The sequence below is a fragment of the Zhongshania sp. genome (assembly GCF_041623545.1).
Lineage (GTDB): Bacteria > Pseudomonadota > Gammaproteobacteria > Pseudomonadales > Spongiibacteraceae > Spongiibacter.
In genome coordinates this window covers 1-3,855 of sequence record NZ_JBFJWS010000300.1, presented here as the reverse complement: position 1 = coordinate 3,855, position 3,855 = coordinate 1, and the positions used below count along the sequence as shown (strand labels likewise).

Sequence of the window (3,855 nt, the reverse complement as noted above, 5' to 3'; positions counted from 1 at the left end):
CGTGAATTGTGGCTCGACGACACTGACCGCCCCGCGACTGGCTTTGACCTCCTGTCGATCAATAGTGGCATCACCCCTGAACTCAGTTTGGCCGGGGTTGCCGAGTATGCCACGCCGGTGAAACCAATTAGCGCATTTTACCCGCGCTGGCAGCGCTGCCTTGCCCAGCTCCGAAGCGCATCAACGCCATGTGCTATTACCGTGGTCGGTGGCGGCGCAGCTGGGATCGAGTTGATTTTGGCCATGCATCACACCATTAGCCAGCAGCAGGGCATCGGCGTAGCAGTCGATCTCCATCTGGTTTACCGCGGGAACGACATCCTTAGTAGCTACCCCCCGCGAATTAGGGAGCAGGTCAAAGCGCAGCTGCACAGCCACGGCATTCATATTCATGGCAATTGCGAGGTAAGCAAACTCAGTTCCCGCCACATTCATTTTAGTAGCGGTGCCGCTCCCCTGCTGAGCGAGCATATTTTCTGGTGCACCCAAGCCAGCGCCGCCGATTGGCCAGGCCAAAGTGGCCTAGCCACCGACTGCAAGGGCTTTATTAGCTTGTTAGATACCTTGCAATCGACCAGCCACGATTTTGTCTTTGCCGCCGGAGACATCGCCCAACAAGTTAATTACCCGCGCCCAGCAGCAGGCGTCTTTGCGGTGCGGCAAGGCCCGGTGTTGTTTGAAAATTTACAGCGGAAGCTTTTAGCAAAGCCCCTGAAGCAGCACCGCCCTCAACAGGACTTTTTAAGTATTCTCGCCCTCGGCAGGCGAGATGCCATTGCCCACCGCCGTTTTTTACCCACCCTGCGCGGCGGCTGGGTATGGCGCTGGAAGAATCGCATTGACCAGCAATTTATGGCTATGTTTTCTGAATTAAGCATGCCCGCCTCGGCCCTCGCAAACCAAGCTGTCGCCCCAGCCATAAGCGGTATCGACACCCCCAGCCCCTTATCGTCCCTTGCCATGCGCTGCGGCGGCTGCGGTGCAAAAGTCGGCGCCACCAGCTTGAGCAAAGTGATACGACAATTACAACCGATCCAGCGCGACGATGTGGTGTGGGGACTAGATAGCCCCGACGACGCCGCCGCTCTACGGATTAGCGATACCACCGCCAGCGGGCAGTCGCAGTTGCTATTACAAAGTGTCGACCACTTTCGAGCATTTATCGATGAGCCCTACCTGCTTGGCCAAATCGCCGCGCAACATGCCTTAAGTGATTTATTTGCCATGAATGCCACCCCACAAAGTGCCATGGCCATCGCCAGCCTGCCTTATGCTAGCGACAACATCACCGAACGCGATCTTTTACAGCTAATGAGTGGCGCGATAAAAGTACTGAACGACAATAACTGCAGTTTAACGGGTGGACACACCAGTGAAGGGAACGAGCTGAGCATCGGCTTCGCGGTGAATGGCTTGGCGCCGGAGAACGCAATACTCAATAAAGCGACGCTCCAAGCAGGGCAAGTTCTGATTTTGACTAAGGCCCTAGGCACCGGCACATTATTCGCTGCTCACGGCCAATTGCAGGCTAAAGGCCAGTGGCTGGAGACTGCTATTGCCGCGATGCTGCAGAGCAACCGCCGCGCGGGTGAACTATTTCACGCCCACGGCGCGACTGCCTGTACGGACATTACTGGTTTTGGCCTCGCCGGCCACCTTGTCGAAATGCTAAAACCATCCGGGTTAATCGCCCGGTTACAGCTGAGCACAATCCCTGCACTCGCCGGTGCACTGCACTGCCTAAGCAGTGGTTTCAGCAGCAGTTTGCAGGATCAGAATCAACGAATCAGCAGGGCCATAGGAAATACTGAGCAATGGCAGGCCCACACGCTCTACCCCCTCTTATTCGACCCCCAAACCTCCGGCGGTTTGCTTGCCAGCGTGCCCAGCGAGAATGCCACCACCTGCCTTAGCGCCCTACACGACGCGGGATACCATGTCGCGACGATCATCGGCGACATTCATTACAAGCCCAATGAGCTCAGCCTGATTGAGCTGACTGACTGAGCACCACCTAAAGTTTGCACGGCCTCAATCTGACTTACATAAGGGAAACTCGCAATATCCCCCACAACCGCCTCAAAGCTACTATAGTCACACTATTACACGCACGAGCAATTGAAGCTGCTTAGCTCGCGCTAATAATTACTACCTAAGCGAGTATTGATGCGCCCCGTGAGCAACAAAGCCAAACGAGATAAATGCCACCTGAATGAGCACATTCGGTTCGCCTGTGCTCTTATCTTGCTTAGTGTGCCGTTAACCAGCCAAGCGGCTGCTCCACTGGCCACACCTGACGTTGACGACATTGAATACCCCAGTGATGAGGCGCCTAGCGCGGCAGAAGTTAAGCTTGGCGGACAATTATTCTTCGATACTCGCCTCTCGTTAAAAAACGACCGCTCCTGCGCCTCGTGCCACAATCCAGATCTAGGCTTTGGCGACGGCTTGCGGAAAAGTGCCAGTAGTAACGATACACCGCTACTGAGACACACGCCGTCACTGTACAACCTGGCTTGGAATCAGGTTTTTTCCTGGGACGGCGCGATTAGCTCCTTAGAGGAACAAGCCCTAATGCCCGTGGTTGCGGCCGCGGAAATGAACATGCCCATCGCTAAACTAGAAAAGCGACTCAACGAGGTCCCCGGCTACCGAAAGGCCTTTTTAGCGGTGTACAATGACGCCGATATCAACAAATCACACATCGCTCAGGCACTTGCCGCCTACCTGCGAACCCTGACCAGCACCAACTCTGTTTTCGACGCCTATTTAGCGGGCAACAAACAAGCACTCAGCCCAGAAGCAACTCGCGGGCTCGCACTCTTTGAGGGTAAGGCGCAGTGTAATCAATGCCATGACGGGCCAAACTTCAGCGACGAGAGTTTCCATAGCCTTGGTATCGATGACAGCGATCTCGGTCGCGGCGGCGTATTGAAGGAGCCGTCGCTAAACCATACCTTTAAAACCCCCGGCTTGCGCAATATCAGCCGTTCAGCGCCGTATATGCATGACGGTTCACAGCCAAGCTTAGAGAGCGTCATCCGCTTTTACAACGATGGCGGCGGTCCCGCAAATCATAAAGACAAGCTAGTCAAAAAGCTGGATCTCAGTGAACGAGACATCGCCGATTTAATCGCATTTCTTGGCGCATTAAGCAGCAATGAGATCGTCGTAAAACCCACCGCCATTAAATGAACAATACGGATCCCTTATGAAGCGATTTGCCAAACACATTATCCCCCTGAGCCTCAGCGCCCTACTGTGCGGTGCTGTTAGCGCTTCCGAGACCTCATTCAGTGGCAAAATCAGTTTTACCGGAAATCCACCACCGGCGGCCTTGATCTATGTGCCAGGGAAAGCACTCAAAGCACCAGAACCCGAAATAGATCAAGTTGACAAACAATTCACTAAAAGCATAGTGGTCGGCGCTCCAGGCAGCACGGTTTTATTTAAAAACTCGGATCAGGTTGAGCACAATGTATTTGCCAACGACAGCAAGCATAAAGCGAAGTTTGACGTCGGGCTAATGCAGACAGGTGGCAAAAAGGCTATTTCGGTTGACTGGGAAGCCGACGCAATGATTCGCGTCGGCTGTAAAATCCATCCGCGGATGCGGGCTTACATCGCCACGGTGGATGCCCGCTTCCATCAGGTTATTGAGTTCAACGCCGAACAGAAAGTTTTCCCTATTAACTTGAAGAACATTCCTGCTGGCAGCAAGAAACTTGTCATCAATATTCCAAAGTACGATGAGATTATTCTTGAACTTGGCAATGAAAATCAGTGGAGCGCCGCCATCACCAAAAAGGGCAAAAAACGCGGTGAAATCACTATCGCCAAAGGTAACCATTAATG

General features: G+C 53.6%; 3 protein-coding genes. All 3 read left to right on the top strand.

The window, feature by feature from the left end:
• Window positions 1-2,007: selenide, water dikinase SelD (gene selD, locus ABYT30_RS16820; protein ID WP_373097595.1), on the top strand; the 2,007-nt coding region annotated here is incomplete at its 5' end.
• Between the two features lie 168 nt (window positions 2,008-2,175).
• Window positions 2,176-3,195: a cytochrome-c peroxidase gene (locus ABYT30_RS16815; RefSeq protein ID WP_373097594.1), complete on the top strand. Its 1,020-nt coding sequence runs from the start codon at window positions 2,176-2,178 to the stop codon at window positions 3,193-3,195.
• A 16-nt stretch (window positions 3,196-3,211) separates the two neighbouring features.
• Entirely contained in the window at window positions 3,212-3,853 is a 642-nt protein-coding gene (locus ABYT30_RS16810; RefSeq protein ID WP_373097593.1) for a hypothetical protein, read from the top strand.
• Window positions 3,854-3,855 lie beyond the last annotated feature (2 nt).